This window comes from Streptomyces xylophagus (genome assembly GCF_000716435.1).
Taxonomy (GTDB): Bacteria; Actinomycetota; Actinomycetes; order Streptomycetales; family Streptomycetaceae; genus Streptomyces; species Streptomyces xylophagus.
Genome location: NZ_JNWO01000043.1, coordinates 1 through 23,349, shown reverse-complemented (window position 1 = coordinate 23,349; position 23,349 = coordinate 1). Strand labels below are relative to the sequence as shown.

Below are 23,349 nucleotides of genomic sequence, written 5' to 3'. Positions count from 1 at the left end.
CTCGGAGAACGAGCGTGAGGCGGAGCAAGCTGGCAGGTCTGCTACGGAGAAGTTCTCCGAGCTTTTGAACGCCTCCCGTGTCACTGACCATTAGTTCCCTGGAGAGCCATGGCTACCGCCCGGCGGAGTCCCACTGGTGACGCCTTCTGCGCGTCACGTCGGGCGCAGGGTCGCCGCAGCATGGCAGACGTAGCGAGGGGTGCCGCGGAAGCCCACGTGGTTGAGGTGGCGTACGACGCTGCCGTATGCCATGAATAGGCCGGTCTCGGCGTATGGCACTGCGTGGCGTTCGCAGAAGGCGCGTACCACCGGGGCTGCGAGGCGGAGATGAGGGCCAGGCATGGCGGGGAAAAGGTGGTGCTCGATCTGGCGGTTGAGCCCGCCCATCGCAAGGTCCATGAACCTGCCGCCGCGGACGTTGCGGGACATCAGCACCTGCCGGTGTAGGAAGTCGAGCGAGGCGTTGACGGCCGGCATCGGCATCCCGATGTGATTCGGCGCGAAGCACGCCCCGAGGTAGAAGCCTGAGACGGCCAGTTCAACCGCGAGGAAGAGCAGCGCCTTGAGCGGTGGCAGCATGGTGAAGACCAGGATCCCGAATCCTGCGAGGCGCAGTGCGAGGAGCGGTGCCTCGATGCTCCGGTGAGAAGGGGGCGAGGCCCTTCTCGCCGTCGCCGCGACCGCGTCCACGTGTAGTTTGAGCATGGTCAGTGGCAGCAGGGCGAAGAACAGGGAGCCCTGGTGGCGGGTTGTCCGACGGCCGAGCGCCGTGCGGCGGACTCGCTCACCCGGCCCAGTGTTCACCAGGATGCCATCACGGACGTCTGGGTCTGTGCCTACCTTGTTCGGATTGACGTGGTGAGGGCGATGCCGTGACTGCCACCAGCCGTAACTGGCGCCCACCAGCCCGTTGATGACCAGGCGGCCGACGCGTTCACTCCAGGCCGTGGAGGCGAAGACTTGGCGGTGTGCGACGTCATGGCCGAGGAACGCGCATTGGGTGAAGACGATCCCGAGAGCTGCGGCCAGGCCGAGTTGCCACCAGGAGTCGCCCAGCCTGATGTGCGCGGTCAGTAGGAGGCCCAGGAAGCCCAGGAGTATCGCGGCACGGACGATATAGGCGCCGTGGCGCCGCCGGTGCAGGCCACGGCGCTGGATGTCGCGCAGCAGCTCAGCGTAGAGGGTCTGGTGACGTGGGATTGATGTCGAGTGCGGCTGGTCCAAGACGACTGTCCTCCCGGGGAGGGCGTGACATCCGGAGCGGCGCAGTGAAAGCCGCGCGGATGTGCGGATTGACGGTGAGCGGAAGTACGAACACGCCAAGCGCCGCAGCCGACAGCAGTGGCCGACCGCCAGTTCCGGCCAGTGCGCAGATCGATGCAAATGCGATCAGCATGTTGGCCGAGCCGATCCGCAGTCGGGTCGCCTCATCAATGCCGGTGCGCAGCGCGCGGCGTGCGAATGCCCAGGCGGCCACCGCAAGGGCCGCCCCGGCGAGTGACAGGACGACCGCATCCCAACGTGTCGACGGCCCGATCACCGCCGTCGCCAGGCAGAGACCCACCAGGAGGGCGTGCAGGGCGTCCACGTACATGTGCAGCCGCCGGGGCAACGTCACATCATCGGCCTGAAAGCGCGCGCCCAGCACCATCGCCGTGGTGAGGCCACCCTGGGCACTGTCCACGGCCAGGTCGCGCAGAGAGCCGTGCACACCGGTGACCAGCATCGTGTAGCCGACCAGTTCGAGCCCGACCAGCAGGGTCAGCCAGCTGACACCGCCCGACACCACAGCCGCGTACGCCGCCAGGCCAGCCCAACCGACGCCCTGCGCCAGGTCGGTGAGCAGCGGGAGACCTCCCGTTTTGCCCCATAAATTGTAGGCCCCGACTCCGGCGACCGCGACGCCCAGCGCGGCGCTGCGGCCGACCGCATCGCCCGACGCGAACATGATGCCTACGAACAGCCCGCCCAACGCTGCGGCTCCCACGGCTCGGGCCACACCTTGAGCGACGATTCCCCGGACCAGAGGTGAGAGCGCCCGCATGGGGTCGGCCCGGTCGATGTGAAGATCGACGAGGTCGTTGCCGAGGGCGGCTTGGATGTGGAAGAGCACGGCGACGAGGAGGAGTAGGCCAAGATGGTCGGGGCCAAGGGGCGTGTGGGCGGTGGCCAATCCGAGGAGCAGGGTCGCTGATGAGCCTCCGATGAGAGGCAGGCGGAAGAACTCCCTGACGTTTCGCCAACCCGGGTGGCCGCCCGGTGCCCTCATGCGTCACCCTCGTCCGTGCGGGCGGTCCACGCAGCCAGGTGATAGTCGTGATCCCGCAGCAGTTTCAACATGTTCCGCGTGATGCTGGACGCGAGTTGACCGGTGGAGCGGGCTTTGACCAGTTCCTTGAGGGGTTCCTGGATGAACGCTTTGCGCATCAGCGGGTAACGCAGCGTCTGGTTTACGCCATTGCTGAAGAACGCAACGCCGTCAAAGAGTTGCCGTGTCGCTCCCACGTCCGCATGGGCGAGGACATCACCGCGCAGATCGAGCCGACCGGTGTCGCGCAAAACGACATCCACATCCTCGGGATGAAGCACCGAGATCATGCCGAGGGCCGTGGTCAGCTCCTTGGTGATGTGTTTGGAGGTGGCCCGCTCGCACACCAGGGCAAGAAGCGGCAATGCCTGGCGTGGGTAGTAGAACCCGACCAACCCTAGGCCCTCGGTAACGCTGGCGACGAGGGCGTGATCCCTGGTCTCGAGCGCCGAGGCCAGCACCCTCTCGATCCCGTCCAACGGTGCGCCCACCTTCCCGCAGGCCAGTCCCAGCGGTAGCAAGAACAGGTTGAAGCCGCTCAACTGCCCGGAATCCCGCGAGACGAGTATCGCCCTGTCGTGCTCGATCAGTTGATGCGTCTGCCAGGCCACGAAGGGCCGCATGTCCGTGGCCGTCGGGAACAGTAAGCAGAAGGCGATCAGATGCCACAGTCGGGCACGCGGTGTGAGTTCCCTGAAACGTTGCTTCAACAAGGTTTCTTGGTCGGGCAGATCGGCCATACGGCAGTAGATCGCGCCCAACGCCATGGCGCCCGCCTTGCGGATCAGGAGGATGTCCGACGAAAGGATGTCCGATAGGAGACCGTAGTTGGCGACGAGTTCCGCCCCCGGTTCGAACAAGGGCACAACGCGGCTGAGCAGTTCGCGGTTCCGGGGGTCACCCTTGAAATACGCGCGCGGATCCTGCAGATCGGCCGAGACCGCGGTCTCGGCGAGACGCCGCCCGAAAACCCTGCCCCCGATGAACGACATCGCCCGTCGGAACAGCTCCGATCCAACGAGGGTCTGGGCCCGCAGTCTGTGTACGAGGAGGTCGTACCACAGACCGTCGCCCCACTCGATGAGTTCGCGGTTGTTCGGGTCATTGATGAATACGAAGATCGAGGCGTCGACAACGAAGCGAATCCTGTGGGAGGCGTCAACCGGCGACAGGAATCGCGCTCCCCGCACGAGGTTCTCCACGAACGTCATAACCGCCGCGTGGTGCCCCTGTGCCCAGTTGAGATACACCATGTAAGCGACTGTCCGCTGGAGCTCCGCGTCCTTGTCTAGCGCGATCACCGTGGTGAGGTCGGCGGTGAGACCGATGCGGTATGCCGCATTGGTGGCGACCCGCCGCACGGTCGGCAACGGATGGCGCAGCAGAGTCAGGATTTCCGACCCTGGGAACTGTTCGTACCACCGCACGAGCGCGGTTGTGGCGAGACCATTGAGGACGATCTCCTCGCTAGTGGCATACATGTCCACGAGCCTGAGCAGGGTCGCACGGTCGGCGGTGGCGACCGCGCGGTCGACCGCGAGCTGCCCCGCTCGGACCACGGCGTCGTCCATGTTCCTTCCTAACTGGGCGTTGAGGAAAGACGAGTTGGTCACCAGCTGATACAGGTATCGGGAGTACGCGCCACCCGGGACCTCCTCGCGCCCGGCCTCGTACAGATGGCTGACGAGATACGCGAGGCCGTAGCCGTCGCAGTCGGCCCATTGGGCGGAACTGGCGCCGTTGTGCCTGCGCAGGTAGCCATCTGCGATTCTCCGGTGCGACTCAGCGGATGGCACGTAGTAAGGGTTCAGGAATGTGCGAATCATGGACTGCGTGGTGATGAAGTCCGCCAGCGAGGAATGGAAATACTGGATCTGATCGTGTTCCTTCCCCACCAGGGAAACGATCTGCTGAAGTTCATCAATGCGCGCCATGACCTGGGACCGCGGCTGGGCGAGGATGCAAGCGGCCGTCGCGATCGACAGCGGCTCAAACGCCACCGCCAGCAGTCCGAGAAGGGGCAGATAGTCCTCGGTCCACTTCTCGCGCCTGCCATAGTTCAGTGACTCAGGTATGAGCCGGTCCAGATACTCCCGGTACAATTCCGGCAGGCTGGACGGCAGTCCGCGTACAGAGATCGCGCTGACCGAGTTGCCGCGATCACGCAACACGTGCGCGGCATACATGAAGTTGCCGCCGGCCGCGGTTGCCAGGCCGTCGGAGGTGCCCGCCGGCGGCGAGTCTGGAGCATCGTCGTCGACTGTGACCCTGGAGCGAATGAAACGCGCGACGTCCGCGCGATTGCGCGCGTCGAACTCGTCGGCGCCAAGATCGATCACGAGTGCGTCGGGGAAGAGGCTGAGCACCCGGCGGTCCGGCTTTGTCGTCACGAGTGCTTTGACCGCACCCGTCAGCTCGCTCAACCTCGCCACGAGAGATGCGATGGACGTCTGGTCACCGTGCCAGAGGCTTTCGTCGAGTCCGTCCACCATGAAGGCGACTGGTAGGCCGTCGATGGTGAGGTCGCCGACCGGCTCCAAGACGGCCCGACCGAATGCCTCGGTCACTGGCGTGCCGCCCAGCCAGAGGTTCTCGACGCGCACTCCGGTGACGTCCCCCATGTTGTGATGGACGGCCAGATCGGACTGCACCAAGCCGGTTGGCATGGGGGTGACAGTTCTGCCGTACCGGTCTGGGTATGCCGCCTGCAGCTGCTTGGCCATGCTGCTGACGAAAGCCCTCGGGTCGGTGCTCGCTCCGGCGAACCGGCGGCTGCAGAAGTGCACGGCACTCCAACTCTTGCGTATACGGCTCAGCAGTTCGGCCGCGTCTCCATCGGCTGTCGGACCGGCTCCGGCCAGCCAGGCGGCGATCGACGTCTTGCCGACGCCGGGTGCTCCGGTCAGCACAGCGAACCGTTCCGGCCGATGCCACAGCCACTCGTCGAGGCGAGGTAGAAGCCATTCTCGGCCGGTAAACTGCTCGGCGGCAGTCCGCACCTGGTCAGGGACCAAGGATTGCGCAGGATGCGGTCCGGCGCCCTCGGTCTGCCGCCACGCCGATCTGCCGTCCCTTGAGTCAACGCTCATGGAGATCCCCCGTACCTCCCGGCCGGCTGTCAGCTGCCGAGGCTGTCACCCTCGAAGCCGGTGACCTTGCCGCCGCGTTCCACGACGTCGATGGTCCCGGTCACGTTCAACTGCCCTTCGCCATGCACGGACTTGATATGGGCCAGTGTGAGATTGCCGTGCACACGCTGGACAGTCAGGGCGACGTCGATGGAACCACCGCTCGGCTGCCGTCGTTCTCCGCTGAACGTGATGCGCTGGCGGTAGGCCAGCTCCAACAGCCCCCGCAGCGACTCCACTTGGGCGACAAGCTGCTGGTCACCAGGATCAGCCCGCCGGATTCCGGTGGCGTAGGAGCTGAGTCGCTCGGTCAGCTCGATCATCTGTTCCTCGTGATCGCGGATCGCGGTCTCGTCGACGGCCCGTGGCTGGAGCTCACCAGACAGAGCGGAGGCGTCCACCCCTGGCGCAGGCGCCGCAACGAAAGATCCGGCGTCGGGAGCGGCAGCGTCCCGGCGATCGCGCCATCGTGTCAGCAGATCCGTAGCCTGCCCGTAGAGAAAACTGATGCCCTGGCTGAGCGCAGCGGCACCGATCGATGCCAGTGTAAAAGGCTCCGTCACCTGTGAGTTCCCCCTCGTGAGCGGCTCGCCTCGGGTGGGGACAGTAGCACGGTGACCTCACGCACTGACACTAGAAAATCACATTCTGTTGGGTGGGAACCGTCCGAGGCGCCGCCGAGAAACGGACACCGCCTGCTGGGCCGTCTGCATGCTGAACGATGCTTGCCGGGGTCTACCTCGAGCCCACCCGCCTGACCAGAACAGGGAGCTCCGATGTCTGACGACCAGCTGGCCTTGACCGGTTTGGTGGGAGCGGAGGCCGAAACGCGTCTCCCTGCGCCGCATCCTGGCCCGCTATGACCCGCACCTGTGCCCGGGCACTTTTCTCACCCGCGTCTACAAACCCTGACCGTGCCCTGTGCAGCACGCCGTCCGGCCTTATCGAGGCACCGATCATGGCAACAGCCAGGCGTTGGCCCGGCCGCGACTTTGTTGTCTCCCGCCAACAGACAGGCCCGTTTTGCCGCGTGGGCGCTCCGGACACCGCGCTCGTCGGCGGCGACTGCCCCCTACGTCCGGCATCACCTCGAAGAGCAACGCCGCGAGAGGGGCCTCGTTCCTCGCCCTCCAGGCCCCGGAGCCCAAGCTGTGAATGCGCCCGGTCCGACGCCGACGCCGTTATGGCTGCCATCGATATTGTCCTCGAACTGGCTGACGCCGCCGGACGCCACCCCACCGTCACCGCGGTCGAGCGGTCTCTCGGTAGCCCAGACACGCGTGACACGCTGCCTCGATCGACTGCGGGCAGAAGAGACAGCCTCGGAATACCCGGACCTCACTCCTGAGATGAGCCAACCAGGTGGTCACCGCCTCGCCAGGTATCGGCTGGGGTCGCATCCTCCGAAGTGACGTATCGACGACCGCTCCAGCACTGGGCGATGTGGTGATACTCAACGATCCGTATGCGGTGACAGAGCTTCCCCGAGGTTGGGTTGCCGATCTCGGCGGTCTGGTGCCGTGGGCACAGGATGCTGGGGCCTACGGAAGGACGGGAGCGTGTTCGCTATGGGTGCCCCGTAATTCGGTGGCATCGCAGCCCACGCACCTTCTAGAGTCGGTGTTGTTCGAGCGGCAACCACACGTTGCCGTGCGTGACTTGAGCGTGTCTGGGAGGTGTGACCGATGGCTGTCTCTGTGATGGGCGCTGCCCGCATCCGGAAGTTCATCAAGTCCACTTCCGTGGCCTCCGGCTGACCTCTCCACTCTTCCCGCGTCTCTGTGCGCGGTGCCGGGCCACCCTTGTGAAGGGTCACCCCTTGTCTTTCTCTTCTGTTTCGGTTTCCTCGCATCCTCTTGCCGTCTACGGCTGGGATGCGGACTGGGAGGCCGAGTTCGTACCGTATGCCGAGCAGGGGCTCCTGCCTGGCCGCGTCGTACGGGTCGACCGCGGCCTGTGCGATGTCGTCACGTCGGCCGGTACCGTCCGTGCGGACACCGAGTTCGTCGTTCCGCGTGACCCGATGAAGGTCGTGTGCACGGGCGACTGGGCCGCCGTCGATCCCGAGGGCGGCAGTCCACGGTACGTACGAACGCTCCTGCCGCGCCGCACCGCCTTTGTGCGGTCCACCTCTTCCAAGCGGTCCGAGGGGCAGATCCTCGCGGCCAATGTCGACCACGCGATCGTCGCCGTACCGCTGACCGGGGAACTCGACCTCGGCCGTATCGAACGGTTTCTCGCGCTCGCGTGGGAGTCCGGTGCCCAGCCCGTGGTCGTGCTGACCAAGGCCGACCTCGTGCCGGACGCGGTGACGCTGTCGTATCTCGTGCAGGACGTGGAGACGACGGCGCCGGGTGTGCCGGTGCTGAGTGTCAGTGCCGCGACCGGGGAGGGCACCGACGTCCTCGCCGCGGTCGCCGCCGGGGGTACGTCCGTGCTGCTCGGGCAGTCCGGTGCGGGCAAGTCGACGCTTGCGAACGCGCTTCTAGGCGAGGACGTGATGGATGTCCAGGCGACGCGTGACGTGGACGGCAAGGGCCGGCACACGACGACCACGCGCAACCTGCTCGTCCTGCCCGGCGGCGGGGTATTGATCGACACCCCAGGGCTGCGCGGCGTAGGACTCTGGGACGCGCAGACCGGGGTCGGACAGGTCTTCGCCGAGATCGAGGAACTGGCGGGACGGTGCCGTTTCCACGACTGCGCCCACACCGCAGAGCCGGGCTGCGCGGTGCTCGCCGCCCTCGACTCGGGCGAGCTGCCCGAACGCCGGCTCGACAGCTACCGCAAGCTCATGCGCGAGAACCAGTGGATCGTCGCCAAGACCGACGCCCGGGTCAGGGCCGAACTGCGCCGCGACTGGAAGCGGAAGGGGGCGGAGGGCAAGGCCGCCATGGAGGCGAAGCGGGGGCGCCGGGCGTAGCGGCCCAGCCCACTTCGGTTCAACCCGGCCCGGTCCAGTCCGGCACCGCGTCAACGCCACGTCCGATTTCCGCCAGCCCCATACCCGGGGATGGCGGAGACTGGAGGGCGTGATGGACGAAGACACCAGGTACGAAGCCGTACGGAGCCGGGACGCCCGGTTCGACGGCGAGTTCTTCTTCGGCGTCGCCACGACCGGGATCTACTGCCGGCCCAGTTGCCCGGCAGTGACGCCGAAGCGGCGCAATGTGCGGTTCTTCGCGACGGCCGCCGCCGCGCAGGGCTCGGGTTTCCGGGCCTGCCGGCGGTGCCGTCCCGACGCCGTACCGGGGTCGGCCGAGTGGAACGCGCGCGCCGATGTCGTGGGCCGCGCCATGCGGCTGATCGGCGACGGCGTGGTGGACCGCGAGGGCGTCGCCGGGCTCGCCGTACGGCTGGGTTACAGCGCACGGCAGGTCCAGCGACAGCTCACCGCCGAACTCGGCGCCGGTCCCGTCGCCCTCGCCCGGGCCCAACGGGCGCACACCGCACGGGTGTTGGTGCAGACCACGGACCTGCCGATCACGGAGATCGCCTTCGCGGCCGGGTTCGCCAGCGTGCGCCAGTTCAACGACACGATCCGCGCCGTGTACGCGTCGACCCCGAGCGAGTTGCGCACCAGCGCTCCCAAGGGTCCGACGAGAGGGAGAGGGACCGGGTCGGCCGCCGGAATCCCTCTGCGCCTCGCGCACCGGGGCCCGTATCAGTCCGGCGCCGTCTTCGACCTGCTGCAACGCGAGGCGATCCCCGGCATCGAGGAGATCACCGGCACCCCGGGTCGCCGCACCTACCGCCGCACCCTCCGCCTCCCGTACGGTACCGGGATCGCCGCCGTCGACGAACGCCCCGGCGCCCTCAGTGCCGCGACCCCGGCCCACCCCGGCGGCTGGCTCGACGCCCGTCTGCACCTCTCCGACCACCGCGACCTGACCACCGCCGTACAGCGGCTGCGTCGGCTCTTCGACCTCGACGCCGATCCGTACGCCGTCGACGAGCGGCTGGGCGACGATCCCCGGCTCGGCCCACTCGTCGCGGCCCGGCCGGGACTGCGCTCACCGGGCGCCGCCGATCCCGAGGAACTGGCGGTACGGGCCTTGGTGGGGCAGGCGGCGGCCGGGGAGCTGGTGCTTCGGCACGGCAAGACACTGGATGCCCCGTCCGGCACCCTCACCCACCTGTTCCCCGAGCCGACCGCCCTGGCCGGGACCGCGCTCGGCGATCCCCTGGCCGCCCTCGCCACCGCCCTGGCCGACGGCACCGTACGACTCGACGCCGGCGTCGACCGGGACGACGCGCAGGACGCTCTGCTCGCGCTGCCCGGCATGGACGCCGCCACCGTCGCCGTCATCCGCACCCGCGCCCTCGGCGACCCCGACGTGGCGCCGCCCGGCGCCGACGTTCCGGACGCCTGGCGCCCCTGGCGTTCGTACGCCGTACAACACCTGCGCACGGCAGGGGAGTTGGAGTCCCGATGACCGACCCGATGACCGACCTGACGGCAGATCAGGTGACAGATCAGGTGACCGACCCGACCATCGTCCGCTGGACGAGTTTCGAGAGCCCTCTCGGCCGACTCCTCCTCACCGCCGACGACACCGGCGCCCTCACCTCCCTCTCCGTCCCCGGCCAGAAGGGCGGCCGTACCGTGCAGCCGGAGTGGCGGCAGGACCCCGGCCCCTTCCGTGCCGCCGGCGAACAGCTCGCCGCCTACTTCGCCGGTGAACTCAAGGAATTCCACCTGGAGTTGCGCACCTCCGGCACCGACTTCCGCGAGCGGGTGTGGAACGCCCTGGACTCCGTCCCGTACGGCGCGACGACGACGTACGGCGAGATCGCCGCCCGCATCGGCGCGTCCCGGCCCGCCGTCCGGGCCGTGGGCGGGGCGATCGGCGCCAACCCGCTGCTGGTCGTGCGCCCCTGCCACCGGGTGATCGGCGCCGACGGGTCAATGACGGGCTATGCGGGGGGACTTGACCGCAAGGTGCTGCTGCTGACCTTGGAAGACGCGCTGGGTTCGGTGGAGTAAGGAGTAAGGAGTAAGTGGAGTAAGGAGCAAGGGGAGACGGGGCCTGCCTCGTCGCACTTCCGCACTACCCTGGCCGCTGTCCGACAGCTCGTCCGCACACTTCACCTCCTCGGGGGACCGCGTGGCAGTTCACGAACAGCCGTCCAGGGCACCGGACTTGGACGAGCTGCGTCGGCGGGCCGCCGCTGCCGCCGTCCCGCAGCGCGAGGAGGGGCTGGTCGTCTGCGAGAACCTGGTGCGGATCTACCAGACCGAGGGCGTCGAGGTGCAGGCCCTCCAGGGCCTCGATCTGGCCGTCGCGCAGGGCGAGATGATCGCGGTGATCGGGGCCTCCGGCTCCGGCAAGTCCACGCTACTCGGCATCCTCTCCGGCCAGGACGTGCCCACCGCCGGTGCCGCCGAGGTCGCCGGACACGACCTGCTCGCGATGAAGCGCCGGGACCGGCTCAACTACCGGCGCGGGACGGTGGGTTTCGTCTGGCAGCAGACCTCCCGCAACCTGCTGCCCTACCTCACGGCGGCCGAGAACGTGATGCTTCCGATGACGTACACCGGGATCAAGCGCTCCCAACGCCGGGCCCGGGCAGAGGAGTTGCTCGACCTGCTGTCCGTCGGCCACTGCCGGGACCGCACCCCCGACACCCTCTCCGGCGGCGAGCAGCAGCGGGTCGCCGTCGCCGTGGCCAACGCCAACGAACCCCGGGTGCTGTTCGCCGACGAACCCACCGGCGAGCTCGACACCGCCACCAGCGACGAGGTCTTCGCCGCGCTGCGCCGGGCCAACGAGGACCTGGGCGTCACCGTGGTCGTGGTCACCCACGACGCGCTGGTCTCCGAGCAGGTCCAGCGCACCGTACGGATCCGCAACGGCCGTACGTCGACAGAGGTGTTGCGCCGGGTCGCCACCGGCGAGGACGGCGTCGAGGTGCACTCCGCCGAGGAGTTCGCCGTGCTCGACGGCAGCGGTCGGCTGCAGCTGCCGGGCGAGTTCACCGAGCGTCTGCACATGCGCAAGCGGGTGCGGCTGGCCCTGGAGAGCGACCACATCGGCGTATGGCCGGACGAGGCCGCCCGGAGGGCGAAGTCCGAGGCGGAGGAGGCAGGGGCGGGCGGCGACAAGAGGGCGCAGTAGGAGGTTCGCCCCGTGTCCTCTCTCCCGGACAGCCGTCACGTCAGGCGCAGTACCGCCCCCAGTTGGCGCCGACGCGCAAGGACCGTCTCCGTGGCCGCTGCTGCCAGGATCAGCGCGGTCACGCCGGCGACGAGGGCGAGGGTCAGCGAGTAGTCGGTCCGCAGCGCCGGTTGGGCCGGGCCGCCGGTGAACTGCCGTAGGTCCAACGTCCCTGCCATGAGCCGCGGTTCGAGCAGTCCGAGCAGCGTGCCGCCCACCGCCGAGGCCACCGCCAGCGGCAGCAGTTGCAGGAAGTGGATCGCCCCGGCCTCCTTGCCGCCCAGTCCGAGCGTGCGCAGGTACGAGGTGGTGCGGCCGCGCTCGTGGGAGGTGAGGGTCAGTTCCAGAGCGAGAGCCAGTAGGCCCGACAGCGCGGCCAGGAGCGAGGTGGTGGTGTAGAGCGTGCCGAGGCCCTGCGTCAGGCCGTCCGTGCGCAGGGAGTTCAGGGTCTCGGAGCGGACGCGGATCCGGGCCAGCGGTCCGAGCGCCTTGGCCGCCGCCGACCGCAGCGCCGCGGGTTCGGCAGTGGCGGGACCTTCGGTCTTCAGGAGCAACACCGTGCTGCCTGAGGACTGTTGAGGTATCAGATCCTCGGCGGTGGCAGTGGTGATCAACATCGGCGTCCCGGGGGCGAGTTGTGCCGTGACCGGACCGAGGAGGGAGTCGCGCAGGTTCGCGGCGGTGAGGGTGCCGACCGGTTCGAAGGTCAGGTTCACCGGGGGCTTGCCCTGGGTCACCACGGTGGAGGTGAAGTCGCCGGTGCGTTCTCTCGCCCGCAGGTCGGGTGAGACGAAGGACGGCAGCGGGACGTTCGCGTCGGCCCGGGTTCCCGGCGGGGTGGTCAGGCGGGACAGCAGGGCGTCGGCGAGCGGTGACTCCGGGGCTACGGCGGCCAGTTGGCGGGGATCCAGGGTGATCACGGCGACCTGGGAGAACACCGCGCCGTCGGTCTGCCCCACCATGTCGAGGGTGTACAGACGCTGGACGGCGGTCCGTATTCCGGTCGTGGTGCCGGCCCCCGGCGGGGTTGTCGCGGTCCCGGCGGTCGTCGCGCTCGCGTCGGCGCCGGTGGTCCAGGCCGCACCCGTGGCCAGACCGTCGTCGATCGTACGGTGCACCAGGCCGCCGAACACGGCCGTGCCCAGGGTCAGGACCAGGACGAACAGGGCCAGCCCGGTCGCCGGTGCGTCGTGCGCGGCCCGGGCCGCCCCGACGAAGCCCACCGCTCCCCGGCCGCGCCGGGTCTGCCGTAGCACCAGGCGAAGGACGAGCGGGTAGAGCCGCAGCAGGATCAGTACGACGGCCAGCGCCACCAGCACCGGCACCGCGCCCAGAATCCCGTCGGGGCCCTGGGAGCGCAGCGCGACCACGCCTGCCGCCGCCGCGAGCAGCACCGTCAGTTCCAGGACCACACGCCGGCCCACGGCGGTCTTCCGGCGCGAGCGGCGCAACCGGCCGGGCCTGCGCGGCTCGCGGACCGCGAGCCAGGTCATCAGCGGCACCGTCAGCGCCACCACGGCGGCGGCGAGCGCGGCGGGCACCGGCTGCGGCGATCCGGACGTGCCGGTGGGCGCGAGCGCCTGTCCGGCCGCCCAGCCCAGCAGGGCCGCGATCAGCACCACCGGCCAGGCCACGGCGCAGCGCAGCAGCACCAGCCGCGCGGTGGACGCGCCCCGCGCCCGCTGCAACCGCAGATGCGCCTGCCGTCGGCGCAGCAGCAGTCGTACGGAGACGGCGACGGTGGTCAGCGCGACCGCGGCGACCGCGTCGACGGCGTACGTCGCCAGCGCTCTGGCCTGCTGGTCCTGCGCGGTGAACGCGGCGAGCAGCGGTGTCAGGGAGTCGGTCACCAGCAGGGACTGGGTGGCCTGGCCGCCGACCAGGCAGCCGATGTCGCCGGTGACCCAGTCGCTGCCCTGGCACCGGGCGGCGCTCAGGTCCGCGCCGTAGTGGGACAGCGGCCCGGTCAGTGCGCGGGCCTTGTCGAGCGCGGCGCCGGAGAGGTCGGCGCGCAACTGCCAGGTCACCCGTGGGCCGCCCACCCCGGCGCCGGCCAGCAGGTCGGCGGCGTCGAGGCCGACGAGGCCCTGGACGGCGAGCACCGTGCCGGTGGAGCGTTCCGCCGGGTAGCGCGACGGCTGGTCCAGCGTCTCGCGGCCGGTCCAGAAGTCGTCGGTGGTGGCCGTGGTGCGGTAGATCCCGCTCACCAGCAGTTCCGCGTGGGGCGGTGCGTTCTGTGCCCCGGGCGTCTTGGCGAACTCGAGGGCCAGCCGACTGCCGGCCCGGACGCCGAGCGCCTGCGCGGTGGCCTGCGACAGACCGATCTGCGGCGCGGTGGTCAGCGGTGTGTGGTCGGCGGGCGCGTGACCGCTGACGTAGCGCAGATGGGCTCGCGCGGACGGCAGGTAACTGACCGTCAGATTCGTGGTGGTGTTCGCGGGCCCCGGCGGCCTCGGTGTGATCAGGGACGCCGGGTCGTAGTCGTAGCTGCCGCCGCCGTTGAAGGTCAGGCGCCGCGCGGCGGAGCCGCCGAGCTGCTCGGTGAGGGTGCGGCCGGCGCCGAGCAGGGCGGCCATGTCGACCGAGGGCGGCGCGGTGTTGAAGATCTCCGCCGTGGTGCTCAGGCTGATCAGCGGCCCCTCGGCCTGCGCGGCGTCGACACGCTGCCGCAGCGCCCGGTCCTCCTGCCGACCCGCGAGGGCGGGGGCCCAGGCGCACAGCGCCGTCAACACCAGGACCAGCACCGCGAGGCAGACCAGCAGCGGCAGATCACCACGGGTCTCCTTGCGTATCAGCCGCCGCGTCACCGCTGCGCTCGGCTTCACCGGTCGCCTCACGGGCGCGCCTGTTTCCACGGTTCGGGTCACGGTCGGCCCTTTTCTGCCGGGCTTGGCCGCACGGGGCGGCTTACCGCCGTGCTTGCGTTCACGGCTCGGGGCACCGCTGCGCCCGGCCCCACGGGCCGCGTCACCGCCGTGCTCGTGCCTCCGGCTCGCGTCACCACCCCGCCGGTGTCTACTGCTCGGGGCACCGCTGCGCCTGGCCCCACGGGTCGCGTCACCGCCGCGCTCATGTCCTCGGCTCGGGTCACCTCCGCGCCCCTGCCCCCGCCTCGGGTCATCTCCGCGTCCCTGTCCACGACTTGGGGCACCGTCCGCCATTCCCGGCCGCGCCCGGCCGTACCGCTCACCGGTCTTCCCCCGCTCGCAGCACCCGCACCAGGTCCACCCGGGACAGCAGGCGGGCCAGTGCCAGTACGACCGCGCTGATGGCCAGGGCGGTCGCCACGGCGGTCAGTGTCACCGTGGCCCAGGGGATGATCTGCGGGAGCGGGGGATAGGGGGCCTGGCCGGTGTCGTCCACGGTGATCAGTGGCAGGACCGCCGAGGCCAGGGCCATGCCCATCAGCGCGCCCGGGACCACGGCGAACAGCGCCAGACTCAGTTGCTCGGCGGCCAGGAGCGCGGACAGGCTCTTGGTGCGGACGCCGATCGCGCGCAGGAGGGCGAACTCCTTGCGGCGCTGGCGGGTGGAGACCACCGCGTGCACGGTGAAGGCGATGACCGCGAAACCGGGGGCCAGATACCGGACCAGGTCCAGCACCCGGCGCAGCCCGCTGCGGAACGGGTCGGCCTGAAGGGACACGGCTGTGCGTGCCGTGGTGGTGACTTGGCCCAGCGCGGGCTGTGCCTCGACGGCGGCGGCCGTACGCGCGCTGTCGGTGCTGTCCAGCAACCAGAACGCGGGGTCCTCCTGATCGACACCGGCCAGCGTCAGCGCGGTGGCGAGGCGGCGCTGGTCGGCGATCAGATGCCCCTGTCCTCGGCCGAGGCCGGGCAGCGAGTCGACCTGGCCCACGATCTTGGCGGTGACCCGGCCGCCGCCCATGTCCAGCGTGGTGGTGCCGCCCACGCGCAGCCGCGCGTCGCGCAGCGCCGAGGCGTCGGCACGCACCGGAAGCGGCGCGGGATCACCGCCCGGGCCCGCCACGAAGCGCACCTGACTGCCGGACACGGTGGCGTAGTCGCTGTCGGACAGACCGCCGAAGCTGTCCGAGATCGCCTGGGAGGGCCGGATGCCGGTGCTGACGGTGGTCCGGAGCACCTCGGTGCCGCCGGGAACGATCGAGCACACCCCGGGCACGCCGGGGCCGTAGCTGCCGGACAGCTTTCCCTTGCAGGCGCCCTCGGTGGCGTCGGCGGAGTGGTCCGTGCCGTCGGCCCAGGTCTGTCCGCCGGGCAGCCGGGTGACCCAGGTGTCCGTGGCGCCGCGCGCGCCGACCCGGATCAGGTCCAGGTCCAACCGCGCGGGACGTGCGTTCGGCTGCGGCAGGACGTTGATGGCGGTCACCGTCAGTGGATACGCCCGCAGGTGGCCGCCGCTCAGCGCCACGCCGAGCGGGATCACGAGGGTGTGCCGGGCTCCGTCTGCGGCCGGCAGGCGGGTGGACACGGCACTGACGAGACCCGACGCGTCCTGCACGGTCAGCTCCAGGCTCGGCGCCGTACGGCTGCCGTCGCTGCGCAGCCGCTCGTCCAGCAGCAGCGCGGTCGGACGCCCGGGGAGCGGTATCCCGAAGACGACCGGTGACGGGGTGCGGGGCGCGGACCCGCCGATCGTGCCGACCAGGTTCTCGGTGGCGCCGCCGGGCAGGTTCACCGTTGACTGCGTCACCGGGGTCGCGGAGGTCACCGCCGGCAGCGAGCGGTAGGCGGCGCCCAGTACGGGCGCGGGGTAGCCGTCGTCCGCCGACGGGGTGATCCGTACGTCCGCGCCGACGCTGAACGCGGCCTCCTCGGACGCCAGGCCGCCCAGACATGCCAGCGCGGTGGTGGCGAAGGCGCTCAACGACACGGCCAGACACATCAGCACCACCGGCCCCGCGTTGCGCTCGGCCCGCCGGCTCAACTGCCAGCCCGCCAGGGCGAGAACGAGGCCCCGGCTACGACGCCCGAACGCGTCCAGCAGCAGCGAGGTCAGCGGCAGCAGCCGTAGCAGCAGGAGTGCGGCGGCGCCGGCCACCAGGGTCGGCACCAGGACGAGCACCGGGTCGGCGGAGGCGCTGCCCGTGCCCACGTCGGCGATCAGCGAATGGTGCCGCCGTAGCTCCAGATAGCCGAGAGTCGCTACGGCCAGCAGCGCGACGTCGGCGCCCAGCCGCTGCGCGGCGGCCGCCCGCGCGCCGCGAACCGGCCGCGACCGCGCCGACGGCAGCACGGGCAGCAGCACCGCAGCAGCGTGCACCAGCAGAGTCAGGCCTACGGCCGCCCACGCGTCGGCGCCCCGGCTGCCGGGGTGCAGCAGCCCGGCCAGGAAGGGCGCGAGGACGGCGGCAGGGATGCCGGTGAGCGCCCACTCGGCCGTCGCGCCGCGCAGCAACCGCAGGGTGCCGGCGCCCCTGGCCTGTTGCAGGGCCAGTTCGTCGCGCCGGCGCACGGTCAGCTGGCGGGCGGCCAGCACCAGGGTGGCCAGGGCGAGGACCGCCAGCATCACGCTCGGCAGATACAGCGAGGAACGGGCCGCCACCATCGGCACCGTCAGCTCGTCGATCGCGCCCGGCAGACCGGAGGCCACCGTCACGTCGGCCAGCGACGGCTCCCGCCCGCCGAACACCGACACGCGGCTCTGACTGCCGGAGAACGCGCGCAGCCGGTCGCGCAGCCCGGCCAGGCCGTCCGCGTCGAGCCGGGAGAAGTCGGGCTGCATGCTCCAGTGGGCCGTCAGATGCCCGTTGAGGACTGCACTGCCGTTGAGCGCCGACGCCGACACCACCAGCAGGTCCTGGTCGGCGGTCTCGCCCTGGGTCAGGTCGCCGGCCATCGCGGGCCAGAACCCGACGGCACCGGTCGCCCGGAAGACGCCGGTGATCCGCAGCGTCATGGCGCGGCTGAAGGCGTCCTGCACCCGGAGCCGGGAACCGGCTGTGACGCCGAGCCGCTTGGCCAGCGCCTCGGGCACCGCCGTGTCGACCGACGCGGTGGACCCGGTGGCGACCGGGACAGCGGGCAGCGAGGTGAACGCGCCGGCCGGGGCGTCGGCCGTACCGGCGGGCCACCGCCCGGCGGTCAACTGCCCGAACCTGCCGCCGTCCTGCACCGCGACGGGGTGCAGCCCGCTGCCTCCAGGGCCGCGCGGCGGGCCCACGACACCGTCGATCCCCGTCACCGAGACCGGCGACGTGCCCAGCAGCCCGACATAGGTCCGCTGCGGCGCCCCGGCGAACACCCGCTCACCGGCGGCCCGTACATCCCGGTCGGCGGTGGCCATCCCCCCGGCCCGGAAGGACGCGTTGACGTTCACCTGCGCGCCGAGGTCCCCGGCCAGCCGTCGTACGGCACCGGCCTGCACCGAGCTCCCGGCCAGCGCCGCGAGCGCGGCCAGTGCCGTCGCGCACAGCAGCACGGTCACCGCGACGGCGGACAGCACCAGCCCGTGCTGCGTGGCCCGCCGGGCAACTGCGGGAAGCCGCCGCCGAGTTGGGCGCGGAGCGTCGGGGCGTCGACGTGGCGAGGACGTGTAGGCCGTGGCGACCACATGAACCCCCGCAGAATCGAACATGTGACGGTGACGGCGCGTCACAGTCCTACCAGGCATCCCCCAACTGGGCAAGAATTGCCGATCTTTGAGCCCGGGGCACCGGTCCGCCGATCCGAACGGGGTTCCCTACTCGGACTCCAGTCCCCAACTGTGGATCCGCCGAGGACGGATGCGAATCACCTCCTCGCTCATGTGCGGCCCCAACTCGTGCGGGCCGACGAGGAGTTCGGCCTCGCCGCGGATGTCGATGCCGCGTACCTTCCAGGGCCGGACACTGACGATGTCGTCCACGACCAGCGCGACCTTCGGGTTCGCCCGCAGATTGCGCCACTTCTTCGTCGTACCCATCGCATAGCCGCCGACCAGGATCGTCCCGTCGTCCTGCGGGAAGAAGCCGACGGGATTCGCCTGCGGCTGGCCGTTGGGGTCGACGGTGGCGAGTCGCCCCAGCCGCTGCGACTCGAGGTACACGCGCTCGGCGTCGGTGAATTCGGTCATGCCCGCAGCCAAACACGCCTGCCCGCCCGGCGCATCGGCTTCAGGATCTACGTCCTCCGCCCTACTCCGGACAGGCGGATACGGCGGCGGCCACCGGTGATGCTCCGTCGCCGGCCCGTCCCCGCGTGGCACGGTCGCCTCCTCGTGGTCGGTGGGGAGAGGTGGAGCGTTCATGGTCGGGGCCGGACGGATCGTCGTGGCAATGCTGGTGGTCGTACTGGGAGCGGGAGTCGGTCAGGGCACGGCGACCGCCGAGGCCCCGGCTCGCGCAGCGGTCGACACCTGGACCGGTACCTGGGAGGCCGCCCCCTCCGGAACCGCCACCGCCCACCCCGGCGCCTCCTTCCGCAACGTCGTGCACCTCAGCGTCGGCGGCAGCGCCACCCGCGTCCGGCTCACCAACCGGCTCGGCACTGCCCCCCTCCGCCTCGACGCGGTGACCGTCGCCCTGCGCGAGACGGGCGCGGACGCCGTGCCCGGCTCGATGCGCACCGCCACGTTCAACGGCTCCGGAACGGCCACGATCCCGGCCGGCGAGGACCTGGTCACCGACGTCGTCCCGCTCGCCGTACCCGCCGGAGCGGACCTCCTGGTCACGGTCCACACGCCCGACGACTCCGGCCCGGCGACCTACCACCGCGCGGCAGGCCAGACCAACTACCGCGCCCCGAGCGGCAATTGGGCGGCCGACACCGACGGCTCCGCGTACACGACGACCACCACCTCCTGGTACTACGTCACCGGCGTCGACGTCCTCGACGCCCCGGCGGCCGGCAGCGTCGTCACCTTCGGCGACTCCCTCACCGACGGCAACGGCTCCACCCGTGACGCCAACCACCGTTGGCCCGACCGGCTCGCCGAGCGCCTGAACGCCCTGCCCCCGTACCGCCGCCTCGGTGTCCTCAACGCCGGGATCTCCGGCAACCGCCTGCTGCGCGAGGACGTCGGACCGAGCGCCCTGGCCCGCTTCGACGCCGACGCGCTGTCGCGGTCGGGGGTGCGGGTGGTGATCGTCCTGGAGGGCATCAACGACATCAAGGGCACCCCGAACGCCACCGACCCCGACGCCTTCGAGGACGCCTACCGCACCCTCGTGACCCGCGCCCACGCCCACGGCATCCGCGTCATCGGCGCGACCCTCACCCCGTACGGCGGCTACAGCGCGTACACGGCGGCCCGCGAAGCCGTACGGCAGCAGATCAACGCCTCCCTCCGCGCCGGCGGCCCCTTCGACGCGGTCGTCGACTTCGACGCCGCCGTCCGCGACCCGGCGCAGCCGCAGCGGATCCTGCCCGCCTACGACAGCGGCGACCACCTCCACTTCAACGACGCGGGCATGCGGGCGCTCGCCGACACGGTCGACCTCACCGCACTCGACTGAGCCCCCGGGATCAGCCCCTCGAATCAGCCCCTCGAATCAGCCCCTCGAATCAGCCCCTCGAATCAGCCCCAGACCACCGCGCCCACCCACGCCCCCATGATCAGCAGGCAGGTGAACAGCTCGGTCAGCACGCTGGAGCCGCCCGAGCGCATCGCCGTACGAAGGGAGGCCATGGCCTCGCCGTGCCGGCCCAGTCGCAGGCGTTCGTGGACGTAGATCCCGGCCATGAAGCCGGGGATCGCGCCGAGCACCGGGATCAGCACGAAGCCGAGAAGCGCGCCGACCCCCGCGTACACGCCCATCCGGGGGGTCGCGCCGCTCGCGCGCAGCCGTCGCGGCGGCAGAGCCCAGCGGACCACCTGGGCGAGGAGGAGGACGACCGTGGCGCCCACGAGGACGCCCCAGGAGACCGGCTGCGGGTCCTTCAGCGCCCACCACAGGACCGCGGCCCACACCAGCCACGACCCCGGCACTCCGGGCACCAAGACTCCGCACAGGCCGAGCAGGATGACGACGCCGACCAGCAGGAGTTCACCCACTCCCATCTGCCCAGCCTGCGGGACACCGGGTGAAATCGCAGGTCAGCCACGGGCCACCCAGCTCCGTTCGTAGGCGTGCCAGCCCAGTTGCAGCCGGGTCGTCGCGCCGGTCAGCTCCATCAGCCGCTTCACCCGGCGCTGGACCGTCCTGAGGCCCAGGTCGAGCTGTTTCGCGACGCTCGCGTCCGTCAGCCCGGCCAGCAGCAGGGACAGCACCTCCAGGTCCGTGCCGTCGGGGCCGTCCGGCTCCAGTTCGGTGGCGCCGGACGGCTCCAGGCACAGCGGAAGGGCGTCCCGCCACACCGACTCGAAGAGCCCGCAGAGCAGCTCCAGCAGGCCGCTCGCGTGCACGACGAGCGCGGCGGGCTCCGCGCTGTGCGAGGTCAGCGGCACCATCGCGAGGGTCCGGTCGGCGACCACCAGCTTGGTCGGCACCTTGTCCACCACCCGAACCTGCTCGCCGCGGCCGAGCGCGGCGGTCAGCTCGGTGATCCCGTCCGGCAGGTCGAGCACCGCGCGCTCGAGGACGACGCGGTAGCGGACCCCGCGGCCTGCGGCCTGCTCCTCCGCGTCGTTCTCCATGCCGGTGACGGCGACCGGGTTCCCGGTGACCAGCGCGCACACCTCCTCGGTCGCGCCGAGCTGGAGCTGGAGGAACCGCTGGGTGACGGCCGCGGCACCGATCACCACCTCCACCAGATCGTGTACGGCGGTCTCGGCGGCGGACGCCCGGTACTCCTCGGCGAGCAGCGCGGCGGCCAGTTCCGCCTTCTCCAGTTCGTGCCGTCGCTGGGTGAGCAGGGCGCCCAGGGCCACCCCGGGCGGGGCGGCGACCCAGCGGCCGGGGCGGGCCGACGACTGGGCCGCGAGTCCGTGCCGCTCCAGTCGGCGCAGGGCGCGCTCGGTGTCGTACTCGCCGAGGGTCAGCCGCCTGGCGAGATCGGGCACGTCCGCGGCGCCGACGGACACCAGTGCCCGGTACGCCGATTCATGTGCCTCGTCCAGGCCTATCGCTCCCAGCATCAGGTGCCGTCCCTCCCCGAAGACCCCGTCGCGTCGCGCGCTCCGTGGCGGAAAACAGCCACGGCGCGAACCCGCCTCGGCACATCATCGCCGTACCACCCGCCCCTCTGCCAAGGTTGCGCCACCGCGGCATCAACTGCCGCCCGCAATGCCCGTATTGGTCCTGCTTGGCCTGCGGATTCACGCACAGCGAATCCAGGGGGAGACGGTCCGCGAATCACAGCGGATCTTCAGGAAGTCAGGTCACACTCGGGACCGGACGGTCCGAACCCGCAACGGGATTCGGTCACTTGGAACGTGACCCGGCCCCATGACGTGCGCAGGCATGTAGGGGATCTGGGGCCGGGTCACCCAGTTGTCGCCGGGCGGTTCTCCCGTGGGGGGTGGAATCGCCCGGCGGCCCTGTACTGCCCTGTGGCGGACGGGTGTTCGGTCCGTCATCCGACACGCCGTTCGAGGAGGGGCGCGCACCGGATTTTCCGGACGCCCCGTTTTCATCCGGCCCGCGCGGTGGACAATTAGGGGCATGAGCCAGCAGGGGGGATCGCCGACCGGTCACGAGGACGACTGGTGGGGCCAGCTGTACGACGACACCGCGGACGACACGGGACCGACGGCCGCGGCCGACTCCGTGGACGACCGGTTCGCCTCGGCGGCGGGGACGGTGAGTGTGCCTCCGGCGGATGACCGGGCGCGTCCGGGGGGCCCGGGTGTCCCGGGGCCCCGCGCGGGCGCCGAACCCGAACCTCCTGCTGCTACGGGTTCCACCGCCCCGCGCGCCTCCTGGGAACCACCGTCCAGTGCGCCTCCGTTCCCGCCCGGACCTCCGCTCCATGGGGCTACAGGGACACCGGGCACCGCTGCTACCGCGTCATGGTTGCCGGTCGATGGGGCGCCGCCCCGGGCGGTTCGGGACGGCGATGAGGGTGGCTCGTCCGGTGTTTCGGGGGCGGGTGGTGCCGGGGGCAGTTCGGCGGGGGGTACGGATGGTTCCGGTCCCCTCCGGGGTGACACGGCTGGCGCGGCGGCTCCGGGTGCCCTCCCGACCGCAGCCTCCGGCGGCACCGCTTCGCCGTCTGCGGCTCCGGGAGGCGGCGGCGCGGATCCGCATGGCGAGCCTCCGGTGTTCACGCCCTTTGCCCCGGCGGTTCCTGCTGTGGACCCGAGTGTTGAGCCTCCGGTGTTCACGCCCCTTGCCCCGGCAGCTCCCGGTGCGGATCCGCATGTCGAGCCTCCGGTGTTCAGGCCCGTGGCCCCCGCTGCCCCCAGCGACAAGGCTCCGCCCGCGCCGACCCGGCAGGGCCCGCACGCGGACACACAGCCCGACCTCTCGCCGGTCGACCCTCAGCGGGCCGCCGGTGCCGAGTTCCCGCCCGCGTACCCGCAGCGTCCGGTGGCTGAGGCGCCTTCTGGCGACAACCCCGCCGTCGCTCCGGGGGACCGTCGTCCGGACGGGCTTTCCGCCCCTCAGCCATCGGCGGCTCCGGCGCGCCCTGCCGACGGTCCGCAGTCTGTCCGTCCGGATGGCCCGTCCTCACCGCGCACCTCACCGCAGTCTCCGGCCATTCCCGCACCCCCTGTCGCCAGTCCCGCCGGAGCTCCGGAGGACTTCCGCCCGGACGGGCTGTCCGCCCGGAACCTCTACCCGCAGCCCACCTCCGCACCCCCCACCGACAACCCCGCCGTCGCCCCGCAATCTCCGCGCCCGGACCGTCCGTTCGACCCGCGCCCCTATCCCCAGCCATCGGCCGCCCCCACCCCGCAGCCCCTCCCCATC

The 23,349-nt window shown here is 70.9% G+C and carries 14 protein-coding genes; 5 read left to right on the top strand and 9 right to left on the bottom strand.

Going from position 1 to position 23,349, the window contains the following annotated elements; translation table 11 throughout:
* Positions 1–153: 153 nt before the first annotated feature.
* The 4 genes from OO70_RS47425 to OO70_RS47410 form a co-directional block, all read right to left on the bottom strand.
* On the bottom strand, positions 154–1,224 hold the full coding sequence (locus OO70_RS47425) for a fatty acid desaturase family protein (protein ID WP_043686895.1): 1,071 nt from the start codon (positions 1,222–1,224) through the stop codon (positions 154–156).
* Positions 1,172–2,269, bottom strand: coding sequence for a UbiA family prenyltransferase (locus OO70_RS47420; RefSeq protein WP_043686893.1), 1,098 nt, complete (start codon positions 2,267–2,269; stop codon positions 1,172–1,174). Before OO70_RS47420 ends, OO70_RS47425 begins: the two co-directional genes overlap by 53 nt.
* A complete protein-coding gene (locus tag OO70_RS47415) occupies positions 2,266–5,307 on the bottom strand; it encodes a hypothetical protein (protein ID WP_158711640.1) in 3,042 nt (1,013 codons plus the stop codon). The genes OO70_RS47420 and OO70_RS47415 overlap by 4 nt, the downstream gene beginning before the upstream one ends.
* 119 nt (positions 5,308–5,426) lie before the next feature.
* The gene (locus OO70_RS47410; protein WP_158711639.1) at positions 5,427–5,999 is read right to left on the bottom strand and encodes a hypothetical protein; all 573 of its coding nucleotides are present in this window, start codon (positions 5,997–5,999) and stop codon (positions 5,427–5,429) included.
* Between the two features lie 1,256 nt (positions 6,000–7,255).
* Between OO70_RS47410 and rsgA the strand changes: the two genes are divergently transcribed.
* The 4 genes from rsgA (at position 7,256) to OO70_RS47390 (ending at position 11,555) form a co-directional block, all read left to right on the top strand.
* Positions 7,256–8,359 carry a ribosome small subunit-dependent GTPase A gene (rsgA, locus tag OO70_RS47405; RefSeq protein ID WP_199827542.1) on the top strand — a complete coding sequence of 368 codons (1,104 nt, stop codon included), beginning with the start codon at positions 7,256–7,258 and terminating at the stop codon, positions 8,357–8,359.
* 112 nt (positions 8,360–8,471) lie between these two features.
* On the top strand, positions 8,472–9,872 hold the full coding sequence (locus OO70_RS47400; RefSeq protein WP_078651861.1) for a DNA-3-methyladenine glycosylase 2 family protein: 1,401 nt from the start codon (positions 8,472–8,474) through the stop codon (positions 9,870–9,872).
* Positions 9,873–9,880: 8 nt separating this feature from the next.
* Positions 9,881–10,423, top strand: coding sequence for a methylated-DNA--[protein]-cysteine S-methyltransferase (locus OO70_RS47395; protein ID WP_051742363.1), 543 nt, complete (start codon positions 9,881–9,883; stop codon positions 10,421–10,423).
* A 121-nt stretch (positions 10,424–10,544) separates the two neighbouring features.
* Positions 10,545–11,555, top strand: coding sequence for an ABC transporter ATP-binding protein (locus tag OO70_RS47390; protein ID WP_407702897.1), 1,011 nt, complete (start codon positions 10,545–10,547; stop codon positions 11,553–11,555).
* A 35-nt stretch (positions 11,556–11,590) separates the two neighbouring features.
* Here the strand turns inward: OO70_RS47390 and OO70_RS47385 are convergent, their stop codons facing one another.
* The 3 genes from OO70_RS47385 to OO70_RS47375 form a co-directional block, all read right to left on the bottom strand.
* Entirely contained in the window at positions 11,591–14,419 is a 2,829-nt protein-coding gene (locus OO70_RS47385; RefSeq protein WP_234337112.1) for a hypothetical protein, read from the bottom strand.
* A 361-nt stretch (positions 14,420–14,780) separates the two neighbouring features.
* Positions 14,781–18,152 (bottom strand): ABC transporter permease, encoded by a 3,372-nt coding sequence (locus tag OO70_RS47380; protein ID WP_234337111.1) that lies wholly within the window; start codon positions 18,150–18,152, stop codon positions 14,781–14,783.
* Positions 18,153–18,257: 105 nt separating this feature from the next.
* Positions 18,258–18,629 carry a PPOX class F420-dependent oxidoreductase gene (locus OO70_RS47375; protein WP_051742353.1) on the bottom strand — a complete coding sequence of 124 codons (372 nt, stop codon included), beginning with the start codon at positions 18,627–18,629 and terminating at the stop codon, positions 18,258–18,260.
* Positions 18,630–18,801: 172 nt separating this feature from the next.
* Here OO70_RS47375 and OO70_RS47370 point away from each other — a divergent pair, with 172 nt between their 5' ends.
* Positions 18,802–20,010 (top strand): SGNH/GDSL hydrolase family protein, encoded by a 1,209-nt coding sequence (locus OO70_RS47370; protein ID WP_043686874.1) that lies wholly within the window; start codon positions 18,802–18,804, stop codon positions 20,008–20,010.
* Between the two features lie 62 nt (positions 20,011–20,072).
* On the opposite strand, the gene OO70_RS47365 is transcribed toward OO70_RS47370, so the two are convergent.
* Together OO70_RS47365 and OO70_RS47360 are read right to left on the bottom strand one after the other, a co-directional pair.
* Complete coding sequence (locus OO70_RS47365; protein WP_043686871.1) at positions 20,073–20,555, bottom strand: DUF456 domain-containing protein; 483 nt, start codon at positions 20,553–20,555, stop codon at positions 20,073–20,075.
* Between the two features lie 36 nt (positions 20,556–20,591).
* Positions 20,592–21,572, bottom strand: a complete 981-nt coding sequence (locus tag OO70_RS47360; RefSeq protein WP_043686869.1) for a hypothetical protein — start codon at positions 21,570–21,572, stop codon at positions 20,592–20,594.
* Positions 21,573–23,349: the final 1,777 nt, after the last annotated feature.